Annotated in this window: 22 protein-coding genes; 16 read left to right on the forward strand and 6 right to left on the reverse strand. The window is 41.0% G+C overall.

Annotation, left to right across the window (positions count from 1 at the left end):
- Positions 1–323: 323 nt before the first annotated feature.
- The 3 genes from gatB (at position 324) to G7092_RS25000 (ending at position 3,706) form a co-directional block, all read left to right on the forward strand.
- Positions 324–1,793 carry an Asp-tRNA(Asn)/Glu-tRNA(Gln) amidotransferase subunit GatB gene (gene gatB / locus G7092_RS24990; RefSeq protein WP_166093844.1) on the forward strand — a complete coding sequence of 490 codons (1,470 nt, stop codon included), beginning with the start codon at positions 324–326 and terminating at the stop codon, positions 1,791–1,793.
- Between the two features lies 1 nt (position 1,794).
- Positions 1,795–2,919, forward strand: coding sequence for a TlpA disulfide reductase family protein (locus G7092_RS24995; protein WP_166093845.1), 1,125 nt, complete (start codon positions 1,795–1,797; stop codon positions 2,917–2,919).
- A 97-nt stretch (positions 2,920–3,016) separates the two neighbouring features.
- A complete protein-coding gene (locus tag G7092_RS25000) occupies positions 3,017–3,706 on the forward strand; it encodes a response regulator transcription factor (protein WP_076373414.1) in 690 nt (229 codons plus the stop codon).
- A 75-nt stretch (positions 3,707–3,781) separates the two neighbouring features.
- Here G7092_RS25000 and G7092_RS25005 read toward each other — a convergent pair whose 3' ends face one another.
- Positions 3,782–4,009, reverse strand: a complete 228-nt coding sequence (locus G7092_RS25005) for a hypothetical protein (RefSeq protein ID WP_166093847.1) — start codon at positions 4,007–4,009, stop codon at positions 3,782–3,784.
- Positions 4,010–4,193: 184 nt separating this feature from the next.
- The gene (locus G7092_RS25010) at positions 4,194–4,676 is read right to left on the reverse strand and encodes a hypothetical protein (RefSeq protein WP_166093849.1); all 483 of its coding nucleotides are present in this window, start codon (positions 4,674–4,676) and stop codon (positions 4,194–4,196) included.
- 155 nt (positions 4,677–4,831) lie between these two features.
- Here G7092_RS25010 and G7092_RS25015 point away from each other — a divergent pair, with 155 nt between their 5' ends.
- The 3 genes from G7092_RS25015 (at position 4,832) to G7092_RS25025 (ending at position 8,493) form a co-directional block, all read left to right on the forward strand.
- Positions 4,832–5,551 carry an RluA family pseudouridine synthase gene (locus tag G7092_RS25015; RefSeq protein ID WP_166093851.1) on the forward strand — a complete coding sequence of 240 codons (720 nt, stop codon included), beginning with the start codon at positions 4,832–4,834 and terminating at the stop codon, positions 5,549–5,551.
- Positions 5,552–5,617: 66 nt separating this feature from the next.
- Positions 5,618–7,102 carry a hypothetical protein gene (locus tag G7092_RS25020; protein ID WP_166093853.1) on the forward strand — a complete coding sequence of 495 codons (1,485 nt, stop codon included), beginning with the start codon at positions 5,618–5,620 and terminating at the stop codon, positions 7,100–7,102.
- Positions 7,103–7,482: 380 nt separating this feature from the next.
- Complete coding sequence (locus tag G7092_RS25025; RefSeq protein WP_166093855.1) at positions 7,483–8,493, forward strand: glutamine synthetase beta-grasp domain-containing protein; 1,011 nt, start codon at positions 7,483–7,485, stop codon at positions 8,491–8,493.
- Positions 8,494–8,558: 65 nt separating this feature from the next.
- Here the strand turns inward: G7092_RS25025 and G7092_RS25030 are convergent, their stop codons facing one another.
- Positions 8,559–8,954, reverse strand: coding sequence for a gamma-glutamylcyclotransferase family protein (locus G7092_RS25030; protein ID WP_166093857.1), 396 nt, complete (start codon positions 8,952–8,954; stop codon positions 8,559–8,561).
- A gap of 119 nt (positions 8,955–9,073) precedes the next feature.
- Between G7092_RS25030 and G7092_RS25035 the strand changes: the two genes are divergently transcribed.
- The 5 genes from G7092_RS25035 to G7092_RS25055 all read left to right on the forward strand — a co-directional run bounded on the left by G7092_RS25035 (position 9,074) and on the right by G7092_RS25055 (position 15,214).
- A complete protein-coding gene (locus tag G7092_RS25035) occupies positions 9,074–10,432 on the forward strand; it encodes a glutamine synthetase family protein (protein ID WP_166093859.1) in 1,359 nt (452 codons plus the stop codon).
- A 77-nt stretch (positions 10,433–10,509) separates the two neighbouring features.
- Positions 10,510–11,547 carry a hypothetical protein gene (locus G7092_RS25040; protein WP_202985411.1) on the forward strand — a complete coding sequence of 346 codons (1,038 nt, stop codon included), beginning with the start codon at positions 10,510–10,512 and terminating at the stop codon, positions 11,545–11,547.
- Between the two features lie 107 nt (positions 11,548–11,654).
- A complete protein-coding gene (locus G7092_RS25045; RefSeq protein WP_166093861.1) occupies positions 11,655–12,524 on the forward strand; it encodes an HAD-IIA family hydrolase in 870 nt (289 codons plus the stop codon).
- A 412-nt stretch (positions 12,525–12,936) separates the two neighbouring features.
- On the forward strand, positions 12,937–13,992 hold the full coding sequence (locus tag G7092_RS25050) for a UDP-glucose--hexose-1-phosphate uridylyltransferase (RefSeq protein ID WP_166093863.1): 1,056 nt from the start codon (positions 12,937–12,939) through the stop codon (positions 13,990–13,992).
- Between the two features lie 61 nt (positions 13,993–14,053).
- Positions 14,054–15,214, forward strand: a complete 1,161-nt coding sequence (locus G7092_RS25055) for an aldose epimerase family protein (protein WP_166093865.1) — start codon at positions 14,054–14,056, stop codon at positions 15,212–15,214.
- Positions 15,215–15,368: 154 nt separating this feature from the next.
- Here the strand turns inward: G7092_RS25055 and G7092_RS25060 are convergent, their stop codons facing one another.
- From G7092_RS25060 to G7092_RS25070, 3 genes are read right to left on the reverse strand one after another with little or no spacing between them, the layout of a single operon-like run.
- Positions 15,369–15,956, reverse strand: coding sequence for a nucleotidyltransferase family protein (locus G7092_RS25060; protein ID WP_166093868.1), 588 nt, complete (start codon positions 15,954–15,956; stop codon positions 15,369–15,371).
- 5 nt (positions 15,957–15,961) lie between these two features.
- Positions 15,962–17,113 (reverse strand): XdhC family protein, encoded by a 1,152-nt coding sequence (locus tag G7092_RS30920; RefSeq protein WP_166093870.1) that lies wholly within the window; start codon positions 17,111–17,113, stop codon positions 15,962–15,964.
- Between the two features lie 14 nt (positions 17,114–17,127).
- Positions 17,128–17,574 (reverse strand): hypothetical protein, encoded by a 447-nt coding sequence (locus tag G7092_RS25070; protein WP_166093872.1) that lies wholly within the window; start codon positions 17,572–17,574, stop codon positions 17,128–17,130.
- A 162-nt stretch (positions 17,575–17,736) separates the two neighbouring features.
- On the opposite strand from G7092_RS25070, the gene moaA reads away from it, so the two are divergent.
- The 5 genes from moaA to G7092_RS25095 all read left to right on the forward strand — a co-directional run bounded on the left by moaA (position 17,737) and on the right by G7092_RS25095 (position 22,829).
- Entirely contained in the window at positions 17,737–18,738 is a 1,002-nt protein-coding gene (gene moaA, locus G7092_RS25075) for a GTP 3',8-cyclase MoaA (RefSeq protein ID WP_202985412.1), read from the forward strand.
- Between the two features lie 111 nt (positions 18,739–18,849).
- Positions 18,850–20,046: a molybdopterin molybdotransferase MoeA gene (locus tag G7092_RS25080; RefSeq protein WP_202985413.1), complete on the forward strand. Its 1,197-nt coding sequence runs from the start codon at positions 18,850–18,852 to the stop codon at positions 20,044–20,046.
- 107 nt (positions 20,047–20,153) lie between these two features.
- Positions 20,154–20,624, forward strand: a complete 471-nt coding sequence (gene moaC / locus G7092_RS25085; RefSeq protein WP_166093875.1) for a cyclic pyranopterin monophosphate synthase MoaC — start codon at positions 20,154–20,156, stop codon at positions 20,622–20,624.
- Entirely contained in the window at positions 20,605–21,774 is a 1,170-nt protein-coding gene (locus G7092_RS30850) for an NTP transferase domain-containing protein (protein ID WP_202985414.1), read from the forward strand. The genes moaC and G7092_RS30850 overlap by 20 nt, the downstream gene beginning before the upstream one ends.
- The gene (locus G7092_RS25095) at positions 21,774–22,829 is read left to right on the forward strand and encodes a HesA/MoeB/ThiF family protein (protein ID WP_166093877.1); all 1,056 of its coding nucleotides are present in this window, start codon (positions 21,774–21,776) and stop codon (positions 22,827–22,829) included. The genes G7092_RS30850 and G7092_RS25095 overlap by 1 nt, the downstream gene beginning before the upstream one ends.
- Positions 22,830–22,876: the final 47 nt, after the last annotated feature.

A 22,876-nucleotide genomic window follows, 5' to 3' on the forward strand; every position in this document is an offset into this window, starting at 1 on the left:
GTTAATATATATTGGGGATATAAATGCTTATTTGTATAGGTAGACGAGCCAATATCCAAAAGGTTTAAAAGCGGTAAAATATTTTATTTAATAACGGTGTAGCAGAGGGTTAAACGTGCTGATAAAACCATACCAACCGGGTAGCTTGTTTAAACTATACAAAATCAATAGTTTTAATTGGGTTGTTGGGCTCATTATAGCTATAAGTGCTGCTTTAATATAAATTTTATGCGTTGTTTAATAGTTAAATAGTAATTATACTGTATTAACTTTTATATATTTGACCTTACAATCAGTAAAATTTATAGCTGAAGTTTTATTTTATGACAGTTCTCGCAAACGGGATAAGTGACAAGTACGAGTTGGTTGTAGGCCTCGAGGTACATGCACAGTTATCCACTTTAAGTAAGGCATTCTCGGCCGATTCTGCCGCCTTTGGTGCCGAACCTAACCATCACATCAGTGCCGTATCATTGGGGCATCCGGGCACTTTACCGTTCCTGAATAAAAGGGCGGTAGATTATGCCGTAAAAATGGGACTTGCCTGTAATTGCACTATCAATTTAAATAACAGCTTTGCCCGTAAAAACTACTTTTATGCCGATTTGCCCAAAGGCTACCAGATCACACAGGATCAGGCACCTGTTTGTTTGGGTGGATATGTGCCCGTAAGATTAGCCGAGGGTAAACAGAAAGATATCGCCATCCATCACATTCATATGGAAGAGGATGCCGGTAAAAGTATGCACGACCAGCACCATGCTGATTCTCTGATCGATTTGAACAGGGCTGGTGTACCCTTGATAGAGATTGTAACACAGCCTGATATCCGCAGCGCTGAAGAGGCCGGCCAGTTTTTGACCGAAACCCGTAAAATACTTCGCTACCTGGATATTTGCGATGGTAATATGGAAGAAGGCAGCATGCGCTGCGACGCCAATATATCGGTAAGGCTGCATGGCGCAACCGAGTATGGTAACCGTTGCGAAGTAAAAAACCTGAACTCTATACGTAACGTACAGCGTGCCATTGAGCATGAATTTGTGCGCCAGGTAAACATCATTGAACAAGGTGGTCATATCGACCAAAATACCTTGAATTTTAATGCGGATACCGGCGAAACATCTGTTCTGCGATCAAAGGAAATGGCCAATGATTACCGCTATTTTCCCGAACCTGATCTGCCACCACTAAGGCTCACCGAACAATACCTGGAAACTATCCGGAAGAGTTTACCGGCATTGCCCAATCAGTTGTATCATAAATATACTGAAGAATTAGGTCTTTCGGCCTATGACGCCTCAGTAATAACGGCCGAACGTGACCTCGCCTTGTATTTTGAAGAATTAATTAAACATACCGATCATTACAAAGCCGCGGCAAACTGGCTTATGGGTGCCGTAAAATCGTATTTAAATGATCATGATGTAGCTATCATTAATTTTGGAGTTTCGGCGAAACATCTGGCAGACCTGATTAAACTTGTTGACAGTGGCGTGATAAATAATTCTGTAGCTTCGCACAAGTTATTCCCCGCCATGATCAAAGAACCGGGTAAAACACCCGATGATCTGGCTAAGGAACTTAACCTGTTGATCAGTACGGATACCGACGATGTGAGTCGTTTTATACGCGATGCCATTGCCAAGTACCCGGATAAAGTTAAGGAATACCAGAAAGGGAAAAAAGGCGTTTTAGGCTTGTTTATGGGCGAGATCATGAAAAGCTCCAAAGGCAAGATCGATCCGCAGAAAACAAATCAGCTGTTGATAAAAGAATTAGAATCAAAATAAAATGAAGAATCGCATTATTGCATCAGGTGTATTTTTACTGGCCGTTTTCTTGTTTTCATGTAAGGATAAAACATCATTTACTATTTCGGGAGCTATCAAAAACCCCGCTGCCCTGAAAATGGTTTACCTGTTAGAAGCCGACAGCTCGCAGGTAAAAGTGATCGATTCGACCACCTTAAGCGAAAACGGTAAATTTCAGTTCAAGCACCAAACACTATATGCTAACTTGTATAAACTGCGGGTAGGTGATGCTATTTATGACCTGATTGCTAAAAATGGTGACGATATCGATTTCAGTACTGATCTGAAAGATAACACCCATTCTTATGTGATTACCGGATCTGATGATTCTGACAAGATTAAGGAATTCAATAAAATCAGTAATTTTTACGGCGATAAAAATAATAAGGTGGTGGCCGAGTACCAGGAAAAATCACAAGCCCTGGGTAAACAATCAGATTCGCTGCTTAAAGTATATATGCCCATATTTCAAAAAAACATGGGCGAGTATGGCACTGCAGTACTCAAATTTGTGAATGATAACAAAAAATCGCTGGCTGGTTTTTATGCGGCTACTTCATTGGATGTATTTAAATACGAACCTCAGTTGGTAGCTTATGCCGATGAAATTAAAGGCAGTTTCCAGGATAATCCAGGGGTTCAGCAATTCATTAAACAAATGGAAAAGGTAAAGCCTGTTTCTATTGGTCATAAAGCACCCGATTTTACGACTGGTGGTATTGATGGCAAGCCTGTAAAGTTATCTGATTATAAAGGCAAATATGTAATGATCGATTTTTGGGCCTCATGGTGTATGCCTTGCCGCCAGGAAAACCCTAATGTGGTAAAACAGTATAATACCTTTAAATCCAAAGGATTTAACATCCTGGGTATATCGTTAGATAAAGAGACCGGAGCCTGGAAAAAAGCTGTTAATGATGATAAATTAACCTGGGCACACGGATCTGATCTGAAAGGTTTTGAGGGCCCAACAGAAACTCTGTATCATATTGAAGCTATACCGTCAAATTTTATTATTGATCCTCAGGGAAATATAGTGGCTAAGAACATCACAGGCGCCGATCTTGAAGCTTTTTTAAACAAAACATTTAGTAAGCCTCAATAAATCGTTAATATAAGGTAACCTTTAACAATTTGTTAATATTGACTTAACTTTTAGCTTTTGTAAAGCGTATACTTTTATACAAAAAATTTAACGTGCCATGAGCAACTCCTCAAAACAGAAAATACTTATTGTTGATGATGAACCGGACATTTTAGAGCTGATTGAATATAATCTGAAAAAAGAAGGTTATCAGGTGTTTTTGGCCCGTAACGGACAGGAAGCCGTTGCAGAAGCAAAGAAGTCACTGCCTGATCTTATCGTATTGGATATTATGATGCCAAAAATGGATGGCATTGAGGCTTGCCGTATTATGCGTACCATGCCCGAATTTAAAAACACCTTTATGGTGTTTTTAACTGCCCGCAGCGAAGAGTATTCTGAAATTGCCGGTTTTAACGTAGGGGCCGATGATTATATAGCCAAGCCTATAAAACCCCGCGCCCTGGTTAGTCGCATCAATGCTATTCTGCGCCGCAATGCTCCTGCCGAAGATACGCCCGATAATAAATTGGAAATTGGTAACCTGGTTATCGATCGCGAAGCATATTTGGTTTATAAAGATGGAGTTAAGGTAGTATTAGCCAAAAAAGAATTTGAATTGCTTTATCTATTGGCCTCAAAACCCGGTAAGGTATACACCCGTGAAGTGATCCTGAAAAATATTTGGGAAGATTCTGTAGTGGTTACTAACCGTACCATAGATGTGCACATTCGTAAGTTGCGTGAAAAATTAGGCGATGATTGCGTAGCTACAGTAAAAGGTGTAGGTTATAAGTTTGAAGCTTAAATTAACGCACTCTAATAAAATAAAAAAAGCGACAGGACTTTTTCCTGTCGCTTTTTTTATGAAATGAAGTCATTTTTAGCCGGTAATTTTACCTGTTACATCCTTTATTTTGTCGGAAGCTTTTGTTTCCAGATCGTCTACAATACCTTTTATTTTGTCGCCCGAAAATTCTGATGCTTTTTCTTTTAGCTCGTCTATTTCATCTCCAATTTTATCTTTGGCGTTTTCCCACAATTCGCCGGCAGATTCTTTGATCTTATCAAAAAAACCTTGCTCTTCTGGTTCGTTCGGTGTAGTGCTCATGATGTTTTCCCTTGATTATGAATAATTGATTTATTTAGGTATTTACAATTAAAGTTAAAATTTATTTTGCAATCTATTTAGTGAATTGCGGTTTATATTTTGATGTAATTTTAACTGTATCAACAACATAAAAAAAGCGGTGGAGTTGATACTTCACCGCTTTACCAAAACCTATAATAAAGGTTTATTTGGCCGCATTAGCCTTTTTCTTTACTTCTGTAGCCACTTTGGCCGTTTTTGTAGCTGCTGCTTTTTTCGCGTCGGCAACCTTAGTTTTTGCAGCATCGGCAACTTCTTTAGCCTTGGCAGTAGTTTTGGCTTTAACAGTAGCAGCCGCCTTTTTTACAGTAGCAGCTTCGTCTTTAGCTTTTGCGGTTACGGCTTTAGCTTTTGTATCGGCTTTAGCTTTCACATTTGAGGTCGCTGTTTTTACTTTATCGGCAATGTTATCGGCTTTTTTAGTAATGTTAGTTTTAGCCGCTGTGGTTTTTTTAGCCACAATTGCTTTTTCATTGGCAGCTTTTTCTTTTAAGGCATCTATTTTGTCTTCGGCTTTATCTTTTAATTCTTCGGCTTTGTCTTTTGTGCTGTCCCAAAACTCTTCAATTGTTTCTTTAACCTTTTCAAAAAATCCTTTCTCTTCGGGTTTTGTTGCTTTGTTACTCATGATTGTTTTTTTAGATAGATATATGTTAATTGATGTATTTAACCATTATGATTAACCTTTGTTTTACAACGAATTAACAAATGGTATTTTATGATCACCAAACCTGACTGCTGTTTTAAATTATAAACCGTATTTTTGCCGGCTATATTTAAAGTATGAAGTTTCCGAAATTTGCCGACCTGATATTGTTTGAGAATGATGACGTGATTGTGGTAAACAAACCGCCTTTTTTGAGTTCGTTGGATGAACGGGAAGGAGGGGAGGTTAATTTGCTGCGATTGGCAAAAGCTTACTCAGATGATGCACAGATATGTCACCGCCTGGATAAAGAAACTTCAGGGGCGCTTATTATCGCCAAAAATCCCGAAGCTTATCGCTTTGTATCCATGCAGTTTGAAAAACGTCAGGTTAAAAAAGTTTACCATGCTATTATTGATGGTACGCATACGTTTGATAATCTATTGGTTGATTTGCCTATTTTAAATGTGGGTAAAGGTAACGTAACTATAAGCAGGCAGGATGGTAAAAGGGCCGAAACCTGGTTTCAGTCGTTAAAATACTTTAAACATTACACCCTGGTAGAGTGCAGGCCGGTTACCGGTCGTATGCACCAAATTCGCATACATTTGGCCACCCAAAGGGCATCCATCGCCGGCGACGAGATGTATAAAGGCGAACCGGTTTTCCTATCAAAAATAAAACGTAAATACCATTTGGGTAAAGATCAGGAAGAGCTTCCAATTATGAAGCGTTTTGCCCTGCATGCTTACGAGGTTACCTTTAAAATAAACCCCGAAACAGAAGTTACCATACATGCCCCGTATCCTAAAGACTTTGAAACGCTTTTAAAACAGCTGGAAAAGTTTGACAGTTAGTTTTAGTATAATATATACTTGGTTTTACCCCACATCAAGCTTAAATTTATGCTAAACTATCGTTGCATGTTTAAAGTGCCTTGCTTATGCCTGTTTTTTTTATTTGTCTGCTGTAGTTTTAATGTAGCCTATTCGTATCCGCATGTTCAAAATACGAGCTATGAGGCTCAAAAAGATAGTCTGGAGGATTACCTCAGCATAAAAGATCAGGGTGAACGGGAGCATAAAGTGACCAAATTTATTCAGACTGTATTTAGAAATATACCCATTTCTGAGATCGGTGCAAAGAGACAGGCAATCATTAAGGCCTTTTCTGGTTTCCAATTTGAAAATAAACAATCCATACTGTTATTTTTAGAGGGAGTGTATCAGGAACGGTTACAAAAAAGTCAAAATTCAGAAAAGGCACTTCGTGCAGCCATTAATGAGGTTCGGAAAACCAATGATCATTATCTGCTTTACCTGTATTTTTCGCGTCTGGCATTTTTGCAAATAGATGGGGGCGATTTAATTGATGCTGTTTATAGTTACGGCGTGGCTAAGAGTGCATTAAGAAAAATGAATGACCAATATCTGGAAATATTGCTTAACGTTAATTTATCAGACGCATATTATAGAAGTGGTTTATACATTCAATCTGTATCTTGTCTTAATGAGGCGCAGAGTATAAATAATACCAATAAATTGAGCCATCGTAATATTCAAAGTGTCATTAACTATAATAAGGCCGAGAACTTTTTTAAGATGCATAATTATGATTCGCTAAAAGTGTATCATGATAAACTTTTTGGCCCCGATAATGAGGGACGTAAACTGTATAGCTATCAAAAACGTACCGGCTATTATATGCAGCTGTTAAAAAACGATTATGCAGGTGCAATAAAACTCATTAATGGGTTGATAAAAGATAGTCTTTACGTTAAGAACGATCAGGAGCAACGGAGCCTGGCAGATGCCTATTTCAACAATGGACAAATAGATTCGGCTGTTAGCAAAATCAATGCTTTACTGACCATGCCATCCTTAAATAATAGCTCTGAAGTAAAATATCATTTATATGAAATGCTGGGGCAAATAGCACAGCAAAAAAATAATTACAATTTAGCTACCTACAATTTTAAGCTGGCCCTGGAGCAATCAAGGCAAAATATCAATAATCTTACCCAGGTAGGCAATTTATCGTCAAAAATAAAAATAGATGATGTACAAGGGCTGTACTATGCAAATTTATTAAGATACCAACGCGAACGCTTGATATTAATATTGGTTATTGTAATTGCTGTTTTAATGGTTGTGGTTATTGCTATTCTTTATCGCAGTAACAGGCAAAAAAGGCATTACGAAAAATTATTACATACTGCTCAAAAGCAGGAACTTGCTTTTATCAATTCCCATGAGATACGTAAGCATGTAGCTAATATCATGGGCTTGCTCGATCTGATGAAAGATGTTACCGATGCTGAGTTTTTGAAGTCGAAAAAGTACTTATTGTATTCTACCGAACAGCTGGATGCAGCTATCAGAGATGTTTCTCAAAAATTAAGCGCTTAAAATCAGGCTTATTGTCTTTGCTTGCTTTGTTTTATTTTATTAATAAAATAGTTTTATAATTAGTTATATTATATGGGTCTTTTACCCTTATTTGTACTGAGATTAGAGATCCTGGATATTCTGTTTTTGTGTTTTTTGCATTTTTGTTAAAAAACGCACCGTTTGATATTCTAAAAATGCAAAAATGATAAAATGTATTTTTGTTGCATTGCTTTTTTGCGTATTTGGCCTGTTAAAATGTAGTTTGTTGAAAAAATTTATAAAAAATTCACAATTTTATAATGATTTTTATAAAAATAATTTAAATTCGCCTTCATAATTAGTCGGAATAACAGATAAAACTATTATTAGAACCATAAATTTTACAAACTAACTTAAAAATGGCAACTAAACTCGAGTACATTTGGCTTGATGGGTACAAACCAACACAAAGCCTGCGCAGCAAAACTAAAATTGTTAAAAGCTTCAGCGGTAAAGTTGAAGATTTAGATAACTGGAGCTTTGATGGTTCATCAACTGAACAAGCACCGGGTGGCTCATCTGATTGTATCCTGAAACCGGTTTTCACAGTTCCAGATCCACAAAGAAAAGATGCGTACCTGGTAATGTGCGAGGTGTTAGATTCAACTGGTAAACCACACGAGTCAAATGGTCGTGCACTTATACAAGATGATGATAACGATTTCTGGTTTGGTTTTGAGCAGGAGTATTTTTTATGGGATCCTAAAACCGACAAGCCTCTTGGTTTCCCGCAAGGTGGTTACCCAGCTCCACAAGGTCCGTACTATTGTTCGGTAGGAGCAAACAACGCTTTCGGTCGCGAAATTGTTGAAGAGCACTTAGACGTTTGTTTAGAAGCTGGTCTGAATGTTGAAGGTATCAACGCTGAAGTAGCTGCCGGTCAGTGGGAATTCCAGATTTTCGCAAAAGGTGCTAAAGAAGCTGGTGATCAGATCTGGGTTGCCCGTTATTTATTAGAAAGAATTGGCGAAAGCTATGGTGTTGCTATCAACTGGCATTGCAAACCATTGGGTCAGTTAGACTGGAATGGTTCTGGTATGCACGCTAACTTCTCCAACACATTATTACGTACAGCAAACAGCAAAGAGAAATTTGAAGCAGTTTGCGAAGCGTTCCGTCCGGCAGTGAAAGAATGTATTGCTGTTTATGGTGCCGATAACGATCAGCGTTTAACCGGTAAACACGAAACCGCTTCCATCCATGACTTTAGCTATGGCGTATCAGATCGTGGTGCTTCTATCCGTATCCCACTTTACGCTGTTGATCACAACTGGAGTGGTTACCTGGAAGATCGTCGCCCTAACTCAGCTGCCGATCCATACAAAGTAGCAGCGGTGATTATCAAAACAGTAAAATCTGCAAAAGTTTAAGCCCCTCTTAAATATTTTTACTTATTCGATCCCCGGGCTCAAAAAGCCTGGGGATTTTTTTGTCTTTATTTTAGATATCGCCCAGACTGTATTTGCGGTAAATTGTTAACCGGCAAATTATACAGATAAATCCAGCAGTGAACTGTGTCTATATCCGTTTCAATAGTTGTTAACTCCCGGATAAACAAATTGGGCTGCTCCTGATCATTGCCAAAACCTTCATATTCATCAATAAAAGCTAATATTTTCTCCGGTTCATCCATTAAGTAAATGCTGCCATGTACTTGTTGATCGGTACTTTCGTGAGCAATGGCACCGGGATATTCGCCTATATCATAAAGCTTTCCTTTAAACTTACCGGTTTTTAGTAAGATGCAATGTTGCTGCAAGTATGCTCCATAGCTGTTGGCACTATCTAATAAAGTGCCGTAAATAAATAAATGCGGACAAACAGGTTTCATACTGCAAACAAAGGTAAGGGCAAATTCGTATCAAATTGTGTAAACACACTGGGCATTTTTTTATGTTTACATCATTAATGGTTATCTTGCTAGGGTAACCTGCCTTTACAATTTATATCATGAACCAGGAACAGATCAAAGCATATATAGAAGAAAATAATATACAGAAGATAAAATTCGCTTTTGCCGATATTGATGGCATTTTGCGGGGCAAAGTAATTCATACTAAAAAATTTGTTGACGGGTTGCAAAGCGGCTATGGCTTTTGCGATGTGGTTTTTGGCTGGGATAGCAGTGATGTTTGTTATGATAATGTACAGCTGACCGGCTGGCATACCGGTTATCCCGACAAGCTTTGCCGTATAGATCTTTCCACTTTACGCAATATCCCCTGGCAGGATAATATCCCTTTTTTCCTGGCCGATTACAGTAATCCAAAAGGCAATGACCTGCCCGCCTGTCCGCGCAGTTTGCTGAAACATGTTGTTAAACAATGTGTAGATATGGGCTACCATGCCGAGTTTGCCCAGGAGTTTGAATGGTTCAACTTCAGGGAAACGCCGCAGTCTATTAACGATAAAAACTTCACCAATATCAATACGCTTACACCGGGTATGTTTGGCTACTCTATCCTGCGCACATCAGAGAACAGTGATTTTTACTATGATCTGTTTAATCTGCTTACCCAGTTCAATATACCCATTGAAGGTCTGCATACCGAAACAGGGCCGGGCGTGTACGAGGCCGCTATTGCACATGACGAGGTTTTAAGTGCTGCCGATAAAGCCACGCTGTTTAAAACCGCGGTGAAAGAAATTGCCTACAAGCATGGAATCATGGCTTCGTTTATGGCCAAATGGAATGAAAATTTGCCCGGTTGCAGTGGTCATATCCATCAAAGCCTGTGGACAAAAGATAAAAGTGAGAATCTTTTCCACGATGCCGCGGATGAACATAAAATGAGTGAATTGCATAAACAGTACCTTGCCGGACAATTGCATTGCCTGCCTCATATACTGCCCATGTACGCACCAACCATCAATAGCTACAAACGCCTGGTTGAGGGTGCCTGGGCGCCTACTACGGTTACCTGGGGAGTGGAGAACCGCACTACAGCGCTTCGGGTGATCAATACTACACCGGCCTATACCCGTCTGGAAACCCGTATTCCCGGGTCTGATACTAATCCGTACCTGGCTATGACGGCTGCACTGGCCTCAGGTTTATACGGTATCAAAAACAAACTGAAGCTAGATATTCCCCAAACCATTGGCAACGGTTATCAGGATAAAAAGAACGGGGTGCTAGCAGCCAACCTGCATGATGCATCAGTAATGATGCAAAATTCACCTATAGCCAAAGCGCTTTTTGGCGAAGGTTTTGTTGAGCATTTTACGCAAACCCGCCTGTGGGAGCACCGCCAGTATATTAAACATGTAACCGATTGGGAATTGAAAAGGTACTTTGAGATTATATAAGTCCGTTTGATCTCATATAAAAGATGATACAATTTGTTTAATATTGCACCCGCAAATTCCAAATATAAACCATCAGAATGGACTTCTCTTTAATTGTACGCAAAGCCTGGGAAGGCTATGATTCTTCAAAAACTATTAAGGTTATTGAAGATATCAGTGCCATGGTATCCACCAACCACGTTTATCGCATCACTTTTGATGATGATGATATTATTATTGCCAAGCTATCCTACTTTGGCAAATTCGAGCATTTTAAAGAAGATCACCGTATTATTCAAACCCTGGCCAATAATCTGCTTTACCCGTTCGAGAATCTGTTGGCCCGTTCATTACTGAAAAACAACCGGGTTTATATTTATCATTACAAACATGGTAAAACAGACGCCTGGGTAGTGTTTTATAACCCAACCCGCATATTACAGCGTTTGCCGCGCCGCCTGGATGAAAGCCACATCAAAAAACTGGGCCAGCAGGTGGGTAAGTTCCATAAGGCTTGCTCCAGGGTGAAAAACGTATTGCCCAAATCATCAAAAACACTGCGTACGGATATATCTTCGCTATTAACCCAGCTTAATACGGACGAAAAGCAGTTTGGCTCCGCTATGCAGGCCGATTTTTTAAAATATCACTGCGAAACCTTCCTCAAAAACCGCTCTAAATATAACATGAGCTCGTTCGAGATCATACCGGTATTTATTGACTGGAATATCGGGAACTTCTCGGTTACCCCGAACCTGGAATTATACTCCCGTTGGGATTACGACTGGTTCAGGATGAGTTACCGCGTGCTCGATTTTTATTTTTTTAGCCGTGTAGTATCTGATATTGGCGATCGTACGGTATTTAGCTATGTGATCAATACCATGATGGAAGACCGTTTTATCATCTTTCTGAAAGAATATCATAAAGTAAACCCGCTTACCGCTGATGAGATCAGGTTTATGAAGGAAGCTTACCGCTTTTTTATCCTGAATTATGTAATTAAGGATGGCAAACACTTTTTTAGCGAGCAATATGCCGAAAAATTACAAGCCGAAGCATTTAATGTTTATCTTCCGTCCGTTGACAGGGATTTTGATGCCGAAAAAATCATCGAAGCATTAAAACTGAAATAAATAGATAGTATCAAGTATCAAGACCTTTTTCATAAAGGTTTTTAAAATTGTGATACTTGATAAATCACTAATTCACTAAATCAATAATTCAATAATTAAGCAGGTGCATGAACAGAATAGACAACTTTAAATCCATCATTGACCGGTACAAAGTTGTTTTTTTTGATGCTTTTGGCGTACTGAAAAACTATAATGGTTTGCTTCCTGGTATTGAGCGAACATTTGCTTACCTGGAAGAGCAGCAAAAGGAATACTATATAGTTACCAATGATGCTTCGCGAAGTCCTGCACAACTGGCCGAATCCTACCAGATCAAGGGGCTGCATTCGATTACCCCTGATCATATTATATCTTCGGGAATGCTGACCAAGGATTATCTTGATCTGAAGGTAAATGATGGGATAGTAGCCTATCTGGGTACGCCAGATTCGGCGCATTATATCGATAGTTCGGGTTTGCATACCCTGCCTGTAAGCCAGATAAATGCTGATAATATTGAAAAGGTAAATGCCTTGATATTTTTGGACGACGAGGGTTTTAACTGGTTTGAAGATCTGAATAAAACCGTCAATATACTGCGCAAGCGCCCCATTCCTGTCATAGTAGCCAATACCGATAAGGCTTACCCGGTAACCAAGCACGATGTATCTATTGCTATAGGCGGTTTGGCCAGCATGGTAGAAAAAATTGTAGGTAAGGAGTTTATCCGTTTTGGTAAACCCGACTCGCAGATGTTTATGTTTGCGTACGATCTGTTGCGCGAGCAGGGGCCCATCAGCAAAAAAGATATTGTGATGGTTGGCGATACCTTGCAAACCGATATCCTGGGAGGTAATAAATTTGGCTTGGATACGGTGCTGGTGCTCTCTGGTAATACCCAGGCAGCGGACGCTGATAACCGCATTAATGCTACTGGTATAGTGCCTACCTACATCTGCGACTCGGCAGTGGTAGAGTTTGGTGAACTTGGGTTTTAATTCCTAAATCCGTAATAAAGTGGGTTTACATGGTTTACACTTTTTACAGGTTAAATTGATTTAATTTATTGATAATCAAATTTTTAGTTGAGTTTTTTGATGAATTTATGTAAACCGACTTTTTGATCATTTAAGCATTCTTTAGCGTCAGACTTGCGTGAGCGGTGGAGTGAATAGAAAAGGGGCTCAGCATGACATCCTTTCTTTAATAGCAGTGGTCTTTTCATAGGTAATTACTCTTCCAACGATGAGGGAACTAATACTCTTTAATACTAAAAATGTCTATCTGACAAATAAATTTTATTTTAAATGTAAACTTAACATTTGTTTTTTTACTTTTGGTTTAACAAGGGCATTTAACCCCATGCCTACGGGCGCGTCAGCACCCTAAAACCTGAATTAATTAAACGTGATGAACAACGAAAACTTTGATTTGAAAGAACACCCGCACAGTCGTTTAAATATTTTAACCGGCGACTGGATACTAGTATCGCCACACCGTACCAAGCGGCCCTGGCAGGGTAAGGTAGAGGCTGCCCAGGCCGATCAGCGGCCACCATATGACCCCAATTGTTATTTATGTCCCGGAAACAAAAGGGCTGATGGCAGCGAAAACCCGGAGTACAAAGCCAGCTATGTTTTTACCAATGACTACTCGTCGTTACTGCTAAACACACCGGAGGGCGGATTGAATGATGATGAACTGCTGGTAGCCAACAGTCAACGAGGAATATGCCGGGTGATCAGCTTTTCGCCAAGACATGACCTCACATTGCCCGAGATGGAAACCGCCGATATCAGGAAGGTAGTGGATGTTTGGCAGACCGAATACCAGGACCTGGCTACTTATCCATGGATAAAACACATCCAGATATTTGAAAATAAAGGAGATATCATGGGGTGCAGCAATCCGCATCCGCATGGGCAGATCTGGGCACAAAATAGTATCCCGGTTGAGGTGGCTAAGGAAACCCAACAGCAAAAAGTTTATTTTGAGCAAAAAGGCCGCAGCTTGCTGGGCGATTACCTGCAGCTGGAACTCAAAAAACAGGAGCGCATTATTTTTGAGAACGAACATTTTGTGGTGCTGGTTCCTTTTTGGGCGGTTTGGCCTTATGAAGCCATGATTGTAAGCAAGAGACATATCACCAGTTTACTTTATTTTACAGATGAGGAAAAAACAGCTCTTGCTGATGCCATTAAGCGCCTTACGGTACGCTATGATAATATGTTCGAGACTTCGTTTCCATACTCTGCAGGTATGCACCAATCGCCGGTAAACATGGGCGATCATCCGTACTGGCATTGGCATATGCATTTTTATCCACCGCTGTTACGATCGGCCACGGTTAAAAAATTTATGGTGGGGTATGAGATGCTGGCCAATCCGCAAAGAGATATTACTGCCGAATTTGCAGCCGACAGGTTACGGAATTTAAGCGAAGTACATTATAAAACTAAGGGATAAGCAAAAAATACTAATTTAGGCCAACCAAACTAAACGATATCAACCAACTATTTACAAAACTATGAGACATTTATCTAAAAACCTCCTACTAATAATGTTACCGGCATGTGTATCTTTAGCGGCCTGTAATCAATCATCTGACAAGAAAAAAACAAACATGACGGATAGCACCCAAACACCCGCTTCTGCTTTCGAAAAAACAATCGATGGAAAGCAAACGCATTTATACACCCTTAAAAATAAAAATGGTATCACAGCTACGTTTACCAATTACGGTGGCCGTATAGTGAGCCTGTTGGTTCCGGATAAAAATGGTAAGCTAACCGATGTGGTGCTGGGCTTTGAAAGCGTAGAGGGTTTTGAAAAATCAACCGAGCCTTATTATGGCGCTACTATTGGCAGGTATGGTAACCGTATAGCCAAAGGCAAGTTTAAAATTGATGGTAAAGAATACCAATCGTCTATAAATAATCCGCCAAATACGCTGCATGGCGGTAAAAATGGCTATCAGAGCGTAGTTTGGGATGGTAAACAAGTTGATTCATCTACCGTGGAGTTTACCTATCTGTCAAAAGATATGGAAGAAGGTTTTCCTGGTAACCTCAACGTAAAAGTTACTTATAGCTTAACGGATAACAATGAGTTTAAAGCAGTTTACGAAGCTACAACCGATAAAAATACCGTTGTTAACTTAACCAATCATGCCTTTTTTAACCTGAATGGCGAAGGCAGCGGAACCATCCTTGACCATTTGGTACAGATTGATGCTGATAACTATGTTCCGGTTGATTCGACTTTGATCCCTTTAGGTAAGATTGAGAGCGTAAAAGGTACCCCGTTTGATTTCACCAAGCCCGAAACCATTGGTAAACGTATCAATGATAATAATGTGCAACTAAAAGACGGCAAAGGATACGATCATAATTTTGTGCTGAACAAGCATGATATCAAAACGCCGATAGCCACCGTAATTGGCGACAAAAGCGGTATAAAAATGGAGGTATTTACCGAAGAGCCTGGTTTACAATTCTACAGCGGTAACTTTATGCAGGCCAAAAATGTAATGAAACGTGGTTTAAAAGACGAGTTCCGCACTTCATTCGCCATGGAAACACAACATTATCCAGATTCACCCAATCAACCTCAGTTCCCATCAACAGAACTTAAGCCAGGGCAGACTTATAAAACACAGTCGTTATATAAATTTTCGGTAGTTAAGTAAGCCGAAAAGATATACCACTTTTCTTCACGCGTCATTGCGAGGCACGAAGCAATCCCAAACTATACAGAGTCGCTCTGCAAATCGGGGATTGCTTCGTGACTCACAATGACGCGTTTATAATTATAATATAGCTGAATTAAAACCAGATATTATCTCAATGCCCGTGTAACTGTTCATAATCCTCGATAGTATCAATATCAATGGCTCCGAGCGGAAACGCAATCTGAGCAACATCATTGGGGAAAATTTTGATTAGTTTTTTGGCTCCTTCCTTACCTTGCAGCATTAATAATTGGGGAAAGTAGGAGGCATCAAACAATACTGGCACTCCGAGCGTATCCCGGTAGGCGCAGGCAATGATGCCAAAATCAGTTTCTGCTTTTTTTTCGGTGAGCTGATATATCAGCAAGGGATCAACAAAGGGCTGGTCGCAGAGCATTAATATAGCGCCGGTTATTAAAGGTTGCAGGCTCAGTAATTCGGTAATACCCAATCGTATAGATGACGCCATACCCTCCTGCCAAAGGGTATTATAGGCAATATGCACCAGCTGATCTGATATGCCTGGGCGTATTATCCCTTCATTAGCACCCAGCACCACCACCACGTTTTCATGACATACCGAAGTCAGTGCCGTTTGAATAGCGCGCTGCAGCAGCGTTTGTCCCTGGTAAACCAGGTTTTGTTTGGGGCTGCCCAAGCGGCTTGATGAGCCTGCTGCTAATATGATCAATCCGGTCATAAGAGTTATTGCATCGTTTGCGTAATAATTTGCTCCGGGTGGCGGCTATGGATCGCGTTTTTATATCGCAGGGATGTACCAATCCTGTTTTTTAATACCGCCTGCATTTCGGCAATAATGGATAAAGCAATCTCGTCGGCATTCTCAGATCCTATGTCCAAACCGGCCGGTCCGTAAATGCTGGCTAAATGTTCATCTGTTATTTCCATACCCTCACTTTTGAGTTCATCCAACATACGGTGTAAGCGTTTTTTTGGCCCCAGGGCCCCTACGTAAGGTAACTGTAAAGGCAGTAATTGTTTTAATACGGCCAGATCATAATTATAGTTGTGTGTCATCAGGATAATGACGGTGCGGTCATCAATATCTATCTGTGACAGGGCATTTTCTGGTTTAGTTGTAATGATCTTTTTGGCTAGTGGAAATCGCTCAGGTATAGCATAGTTAGAGCGCCCATCCACTATATAAATATGCCAGCCCAGTACCGAAGCCAACTGCACTAAAGGTATAGCATCATTCCCGGCCCCGAATATGATGAGCGATACGGTGGGTTGTAACAGCTCAATAAAACAGGTGAATTTATCGCCGTAAATATAGGTTTTGGTAACAGAATTGCCGTTGATGAGCACATCATTAGCATCGGCCAGTAATACATCTTTTATCGTTTCATCGGGGAAAATACCCTTGATGGCTCTTTCTTGTGTTAATAACAAACAAGTGCCGGGTTGCGGAGCCTGTTTATCATTCATCGTGAAAATAGTGATGAGCACCACCGGTTCGCGCTGGCTTAAAAACAACTTAAAAAACTGTATGGGATTATTGGGTTTAGTTGCAGATATCGGTTCGATCAGGATATGGATAATACCATTGCAACCCAGGCCAACGCCAAATTTGGCATCGTCATCATCAGTGGTATCGTAAGTTACCAGCATGGGCTTGTTCTGCGCCATTACCAGGCGGGCTTTGCGCAGGGCATCGCCTTCCAGGCAGCCACCGCTGATAGCGCCTGTAAGCTGCCCATCCTCGGTGATGAGCATGCGGGCACCTGCACGGCGGTATGATGAGCCTTCTACATGCACTACCGTAGCCAGGGCTGTTTGCTTAGCTGCTTGGTGGGCCCGGTCAAAAGCCTGTACAATGTCCTGTAGTTCTTTCACAATTGGTTTTAACTTTATTTCTTCTTAACGGGTTTCCAATTATCAGGCTCCCAAATATCTAAACGGGTAATTTTCTCAATGCTGCCACTGTTCATTCCCATATGCCCGGTCATTTCACTATTGTAAGTGCCTTCCATAATTACATAATGATTGCTATATTGTTTCAGGTTGCTGACCTCCGGATGTTTTGGTCCAATACTAACCCAAATTGAATTTTTACTTATAGCATGGTCATAATCATCTTTATGGAGATATAATCCATTACCTTCAAATTCGAGATGTAAGTAGCCTATCACCCTGATTTTTTTTCCATTATATTTATCTGGGTTGGCTATTAAACTGACTAATGAAACATCGGGCCCCTGATTTAAGGCAACATGATCGGCTATAATTATATTGTTGTTTAATTTATGTTTACAGGAATAAATAGTAAGCAATAACAAACAAGCAGCAATCTTCATAACTCAGGTAATATAAGTAAGGTAAATATAACTCAAAGTTATTAATATCGATAGAATGCGATCATTGTTCAATTAGACAATCAAAAAGTACATTTAAAAAACATAACAGCAGTTTGTAATATTTACTTTTACAATAGGTAACCTGCGGGGATACTTTTACATATGAATGGTTCATTGCTCATAGATAATCACGGCCGGAAGATTAATTACCTGCGCCTTGCGGTAACGGATAAATGCAATTTGCGGTGTTTTTATTGCATGCCCGAAGATGGTTTGCATTGGCTTTCGCGTACGGAATTGATGAGCTATGAAGAAATGTTGCGTGGCTGTAGTCTGCTGGTAAAAATGGGTATCGAAAAGATTCGTATTACCGGTGGTGAACCTTTTGTTCGTAAGGATATTATGCCATTGCTCACTGCCGTATCGCAGTTGGATGGACTGAAAGAGCTGAGCCTCACCACTAATGGTGTATTGACCGCGCCGCATATTCCGGAATTGAAAGAAATCGGTGTACGGTCGGTAAACCTGAGTCTGGATACGCTGGATGCGAACCGCTTTTTTGCCATTACCCGCCGGGATGAATTTGCCCATGTGATGAACACTCTGGAAGTTTTGCTCAAATACGGCATCGAAGTAAAAATAAATGCGGTGGTGATGGATGGTAAAAATACGCAGGATATTATCCCCTTAGTACGGATGACCAAAGAGCTGCCGGTAAGTGTACGTTTTATAGAAGAAATGCCTTTTAATGGTGATGGGCATATTTACACGGGTTTGCAATGGGATCATGTACGGATACTGGAAGAGATCAAAAGTCAATATCCACGGATACAGAAACTATCCGATCCGCCATATTCAACTTCGTATAACTATCAGATACCGGGTCACCAGGGTTCAATAGGTATTATAGCGGCTTATTCGCGTACGTTTTGTGGCACCTGTAACCGCATCAGGATAACTCCACAGGGCGAACTGAAAACTTGTTTGTATGATGATGGCGGATTGAATATGAAAGGTATAATGCGTGCCGGTACAGGTGATGACGAACTGCAGGCGATATTGCTAAATGCTATTAATCATCGGGCTAAAGATGGCTGGGAGGCCGAGCGTACACGGATAGTGCATCCGGGCATACATGAATCTATGGCTACTATTGGGGGATAATTCACAGTATCAAGTAGCTAGTATCAAGTATCAAGATTTTTGAATGTTTTATAAAATAAATGCAGCTGTCTTGATACTTGATACTAGCTACTTGATACTAAAAAAATATATATGACCACTGTTGAAGAAGCTGAAAAGCTGATACTGGAGCAATTAAGAGATTATGGTACAGAAAGTTTGCCATTTGAGCAGACCGTTGGTCGTGTGTTGGCCGAAGTCATTAAAGCCGACCGTGACCTGCCTCCCTTTAACCGGGTAACGATGGATGGTATAGCTGTTCATTATCAGTCTATTGTAAGTGGTATCCTTACGTTTAATATCAAAGCTACCCAGGCAGCCGGTGATGAGCCTGTTGCTATTACCCATCCTGAGGAGTGTATCGAGATCATGACTGGGGCAGTGTTGCCGGTTTCTGCAGATACGGTGATCCGTTATGAGGATGTGGAAATCGTCAGTGGCCGGGCTTTGGTAAAAGTGCAGGATATCAAAAAAGGTCAAAATCTGCATTTGAAGGGTGCAGATAAAAGGGAAGGAGAGGTATTAGCGTCGATTGGGCAAATGATTACGCCTGCCATTATTGGTTTGGCAGCATCTGTTGGTAAAACGCACTTGTTGGTTAAAAAATTACCGCGCGTGGTGATCATATCCTCAGGCGACGAATTGGTGGAGGTTGATCAAGCTCCTGCGCCATACCAGATCCGGAGATCAAACGGTTATACCATAAAAGCGGTATTACAGAAACAGGGTTTGCAACCGGATATGATCCATATCCCCGACGATCCTGAAATTACCCGGCAACAAATACAGCATTGTCTACAAAATTATGATGTATTGCTGTTGAGTGGCGGTATATCTATGGGTAAGTTTGATTACATACCCCAGGCACTTGAAGATTCGGCAGTGAAGAAAATATTTCATAAAGTGGCCCAGCGTCCCGGTAAACCTTTTTGGTTTGGTGTGCACGGAAATGGAAGCCTTGTATTCGCTTTCCCTGGTAACCCAGTGGCTACCTTTATGTGCCTGCACAAATATTTTTTAAACTGGTTAAGGGATACTTTAGGTTTGGCAGAACAATCATCCGTTTATGCGATTTTAGCAAAAGATTTTCAGTTTCAGCCGACTTTACAGTACTTTTTACAGGTAAGGCTGCAAAGCAATCCGCAAGGGCAACTCATAGCCTTGCCAATTGAAGGAAATGGTTCAGGTGATTTTGCTAACTTAGCAGATACCGATGCCTTTTTAGAATTACCCCTGGAAAGGACTGATTTTAAAGCCGGAGAGGTGTTCAGGGTATTAAGATTCATCTGAACCATGATTTTTAGTATTAGGGGATTATCTTGATTCTAATCTGATAAGAAAAATCCTTAAATCCCATAATCAGGTAAATCAAGGTTCAGACAAAAGAAAATTATATAATGTTAAGCCATTTAGATAAACAAGGCAACCCATTAATGGTTGATGTAAGTGAGAAGCAGGTTACCCACCGCACAGCCACGGCGCGCAGTGTGGTTGTTTTGCCTGCTGAAGTATTGCAACATTTAACCAATGGCGATCTAGTGAGCAAGAAAGGTCCGGTTTTTCAAACGGCTATCATTGCCGGTATTATGGCCGCTAAAAAAACCGGCGACCTGATACCGCTTTGCCATCCCCTGGGTATGGATAACTGTAACATCGTTATACAGGTTAATGAACAGCAGGAGATTGTGATTGATTGTACCGCCAGCATCACCGCTAAAACTGGTATTGAGATGGAGGCTCTGGTTGGTGCATCTATAGCAGCACTCACTATTTATGACATGTGCAAGGCCATGAGCCATGATATTGTAATTAAAGAAACCAAACTGATAGCAAAAACAGGAGGTAAACGTGACTTTAAACGAGCATAAAAAACACGCTAAACTGGCCAAACCAACTTCTGGTAACTTCGGTCGTAACGAATGGTCTATTGTAGGTGGGCCATGTACAGTCATCAAATTGCTGGCGCACGATGTGATCGGGGCACTATCTACTGTGTACAAATGTGCCTATGCCGATACATCGCATAATGATGATATTACCCTGGTGCCCGGCAGACTAACCAACGGAGCTATGCTGGATTATACCGATCAGATCAATTATCAGCAGTTTAATTTTCAGAACCCCATTTGGCCTTATCAGCTTAAGCAGCAATTTGCCAATGCCGATCTGGTGCTGGTCAATGGCAACCATCAATTGGCCAAAGCGCAGGTAGTGATCATTGATATCAATAAAAAGGCTTCATTACAAAGAAGGGTGGAGCAGTTAACTAACGTACAATTGTTTTTGCTGGCCGATAACAGCGAGGAGATATTTGATTTTATACAGGAAGCCATCCCTCATTGGCAGGATATACCTGTTTACCGGCTATCAGACAGGGAACGGATCATCAGTTTTTTTGATACCAACCTAAAGCTGTCACGTCCGGTTTTAAACGGGCTAGTGTTGGCCGGCGGTAAAAGCGAGCGAATGGGCTTTGACAAGGGTAATGTGAACTGGCATGGTAAGCCTCAACGGTTCTACATGGCCGATATGCTGAAGTCATTTTGCAACGAGGTTTTTATTTCCCGCAGGCCCGGGCAACATAATAATGAAGCCGACGTCGAATATCCCGTTTTGGAAGATACTTTTACCGGTCTTGGTCCATTTGGGGCTATTTTGTCGGCCTTTCGCGAAAGACCCGATAATGCCTGGCTGGTGATAGCCTGCGACTTGCCATTGATGGATGAAGCCACCCTGCGTAACCTTGCTGCCTGGCGAAACAGCTCGTCAGTGGCAACAGCTTATCATAGCCCGGTAACTAATTTTCCCGAACCATTGGTTGCCATATGGGAACCTAAAAGTTACCCGGTGCTACTGTCATTTTTAGCGCAGGGATATTCGTGCCCGCGCAAGGTGCTCATCAATAGCGAGATCAATTTGCTCAATGCACCAGATCCCGAAGCGTTGACTAATGTAAATACTCCTGATGAGCTGGAAAAAGTAAAAAGGGTCCTTCACCAAAAAACAGCTACAAACTAATGACTCCTGATATTTTAAGATACAGTTGCCAAATGGCCCTGCCCGGTTTTAGTGAGCAGACACAAATACTATTGCAACAAGCCCGGGTACTGATAGTAGGTGCCGGCGGTTTGGGCTGCCCGGCTGCCCAATACTTAACTTCAAGTGGGGTAGGTACTTTAGGTATTGCAGATTATGACGTGGTATCTGCCAGTAACCTGCACCGGCAAATACTGTATTCACCATCTGATATTGGCCAAAATAAGGTAGCTGTTGCCGTAAAGCGCTTGCAGGAACAAAATCCGGACACAAAACTGGTTCCTCATACCGAAAAGATCAATTCAGATAACGTTCTGGGTATTATACAGCATTATGATATTGTAATTGATGGTACGGATAACTTTGAAACCCGCTATTTGCTGAATGACGCCTGCGTAATGACCGGCAAGCCCCTGGTTTATGGCGCCATTTATCAGTTTGAAGGACAAGTAGCTGTTTGGAACCTGGTTTATGATGAAAATACCCGGTCGCCCAATTACCGCGACCTTTTCCCCAAGGTTGATCCTACCCAGATCCCTAATTGCACCGAAGGTGGTGTAATACCCACGCTGGCTGGTATCATCGGTTGTATGCAGGCCAATGAAGTGATCAAATACATCACCAGAACCGGCGACCTGCTGGTTGGTAAAATATTGATATTCGATGCGCAAAGTATGCAGAGCCGTATCATCAAAATTGGTGCTACATCAAAAACACCGGTGCGAAGCCTGGCTGCAACGATAACTATTCCCCTGATATCGGCACTGGAATTGAAAGAACATATGGATGATGATTCTATCGACCTGGTCGACGTACGTACCGAACAGGAACGTGATGCATTTGATATCGGAGGTACGCATATCCCTCTTGATGAATTGGAGGGCTACCTGGCCTACTTTACCGATCCCAAAACCAAAGTACTCTACTGTGCAACCGGTAACCGGAGCGAGGAAGCAGTAAAACTGATCCTGAAACGCATTCCTGATGCTAATATTTTTTCATTGGAGGGGGGGGTGAGAGCATATCTGGGGAAGTGATTTTTTGATTTGGGAATTCGGATGTTCGATTTCGGATTTTGTCTGAA

The organism is Mucilaginibacter inviolabilis (genome assembly GCF_011089895.1).
Taxonomy (GTDB): Bacteria; Bacteroidota; Bacteroidia; order Sphingobacteriales; family Sphingobacteriaceae; genus Mucilaginibacter; species Mucilaginibacter inviolabilis.

What these genes read in the sequence shown, in the direction of transcription:
- G7092_RS25070 (WP_166093872.1), bottom strand. Translation starts at nt 17,574, where the DNA reads ATGAAGATTGCTGCTTGTTTGTTATTGCTTACTATTTATTCCTGTAAA.
- G7092_RS25060 (WP_166093868.1), bottom strand. Translation starts at nt 15,956, where the DNA reads ATGACCGGATTGATCATATTAGCAGCAGGCTCATCAAGCCGCTTGGGC.
- G7092_RS25055 (WP_166093865.1), top strand. Translation starts at nt 14,054, where the DNA reads ATGAGACATTTATCTAAAAACCTCCTACTAATAATGTTACCGGCATGT.
- G7092_RS25010 (WP_166093849.1), bottom strand. Translation starts at nt 4,676, where the DNA reads ATGAGTAACAAAGCAACAAAACCCGAAGAGAAAGGATTTTTTGAAAAG.
- gatB (WP_166093844.1), top strand. Translation starts at nt 324, where the DNA reads ATGACAGTTCTCGCAAACGGGATAAGTGACAAGTACGAGTTGGTTGTA.
- G7092_RS25035 (WP_166093859.1), top strand. Translation starts at nt 9,074, where the DNA reads ATGAACCAGGAACAGATCAAAGCATATATAGAAGAAAATAATATACAG.
- G7092_RS25015 (WP_166093851.1), top strand. Translation starts at nt 4,832, where the DNA reads ATGAAGTTTCCGAAATTTGCCGACCTGATATTGTTTGAGAATGATGAC.
- G7092_RS25030 (WP_166093857.1), bottom strand. Translation starts at nt 8,954, where the DNA reads ATGAAACCTGTTTGTCCGCATTTATTTATTTACGGCACTTTATTAGAT.
- G7092_RS25045 (WP_166093861.1), top strand. Translation starts at nt 11,655, where the DNA reads ATGAACAGAATAGACAACTTTAAATCCATCATTGACCGGTACAAAGTT.
- moaC (WP_166093875.1), top strand. Translation starts at nt 20,154, where the DNA reads ATGTTAAGCCATTTAGATAAACAAGGCAACCCATTAATGGTTGATGTA.
- G7092_RS25095 (WP_166093877.1), top strand. Translation starts at nt 21,774, where the DNA reads ATGACTCCTGATATTTTAAGATACAGTTGCCAAATGGCCCTGCCCGGT.
- G7092_RS25000 (WP_076373414.1), top strand. Translation starts at nt 3,017, where the DNA reads ATGAGCAACTCCTCAAAACAGAAAATACTTATTGTTGATGATGAACCG.
- moaA (WP_202985412.1), top strand. Translation starts at nt 17,737, where the DNA reads ATGAATGGTTCATTGCTCATAGATAATCACGGCCGGAAGATTAATTAC.
- G7092_RS25050 (WP_166093863.1), top strand. Translation starts at nt 12,937, where the DNA reads ATGAACAACGAAAACTTTGATTTGAAAGAACACCCGCACAGTCGTTTA.
- G7092_RS25020 (WP_166093853.1), top strand. Translation starts at nt 5,618, where the DNA reads ATGTTTAAAGTGCCTTGCTTATGCCTGTTTTTTTTATTTGTCTGCTGT.
- G7092_RS24995 (WP_166093845.1), top strand. Translation starts at nt 1,795, where the DNA reads ATGAAGAATCGCATTATTGCATCAGGTGTATTTTTACTGGCCGTTTTC.
- G7092_RS25025 (WP_166093855.1), top strand. Translation starts at nt 7,483, where the DNA reads ATGGCAACTAAACTCGAGTACATTTGGCTTGATGGGTACAAACCAACA.
- G7092_RS25040 (WP_202985411.1), top strand. Translation starts at nt 10,510, where the DNA reads ATGGACTTCTCTTTAATTGTACGCAAAGCCTGGGAAGGCTATGATTCT.
- G7092_RS25080 (WP_202985413.1), top strand. Translation starts at nt 18,850, where the DNA reads ATGACCACTGTTGAAGAAGCTGAAAAGCTGATACTGGAGCAATTAAGA.
- G7092_RS25005 (WP_166093847.1), bottom strand. Translation starts at nt 4,009, where the DNA reads ATGAGCACTACACCGAACGAACCAGAAGAGCAAGGTTTTTTTGATAAG.